This is a genomic window from Salinicola salarius (genome assembly GCF_002179555.1).
GTDB lineage: Bacteria > Pseudomonadota > Gammaproteobacteria > Pseudomonadales > Halomonadaceae > Salinicola > Salinicola salarius_A.
Map to the genome: position 1 here is coordinate 1 of NZ_NHOU01000146.1, position 479 is coordinate 479.

At 50.1% G+C, this 479-nt stretch carries 1 protein-coding gene and 1 pseudogene; both read right to left on the reverse strand.

Annotated features, from left to right (window positions below):
* Positions 1-102: 102 nt before the first annotated feature.
* Entirely contained in the window at positions 103-396 is a 294-nt protein-coding gene (locus tag CCD76_RS19535; RefSeq protein WP_373419445.1) for a BrnA antitoxin family protein, read from the reverse strand.
* Positions 350-445 (reverse strand): annotated as a pseudogene (locus tag CCD76_RS19540) (BrnT family toxin); the annotation flags it as partial. The gene CCD76_RS19535 and the pseudogene CCD76_RS19540, both read right to left, overlap by 47 nt.
* Positions 446-479 lie beyond the last annotated feature (34 nt).

The window sequence follows — 479 nt, forward strand, 5'->3', positions numbered from 1 at the left end:
ATGGACCGCGAAGCGCAAGGCCGCCGTGGTCGTGGATATCTTCAAGGGCAAGACTACGGCTGTCACGGCTGCCTCCGAGTGCAAAGGCTGGATCGAGGCCATTCATAGCCACTCAATCTTGAGATCTTTATGTGACTGTGCGCAATCGCGCAGATAGAGATTGATGAGGCTCTGATATGGAAGGTCTTTTTCCTCGGCAAGCTTCTTGAAATACGCCACGGTATCTTCATCGAGCCGGATCGTGACCTGCTTCTTGAGCTTTTTGGCGTATGGGTTCTGGATAGAGTGTGAAAAATCGTAATGATCACGCATGTCTATACCCTTCATATGTCTTTCGTTCTCGCTTGTCCGCCTTACGCGCCGAGATGATGCGAATTGTTTCACCCTCTCTAACACAGTGGCATACCACCAGCAGACGTGAATGAATGCTCATCCCGAGGAGTATGAAGAGTTATAGTCAAATCTGGTGGATGGCAGTC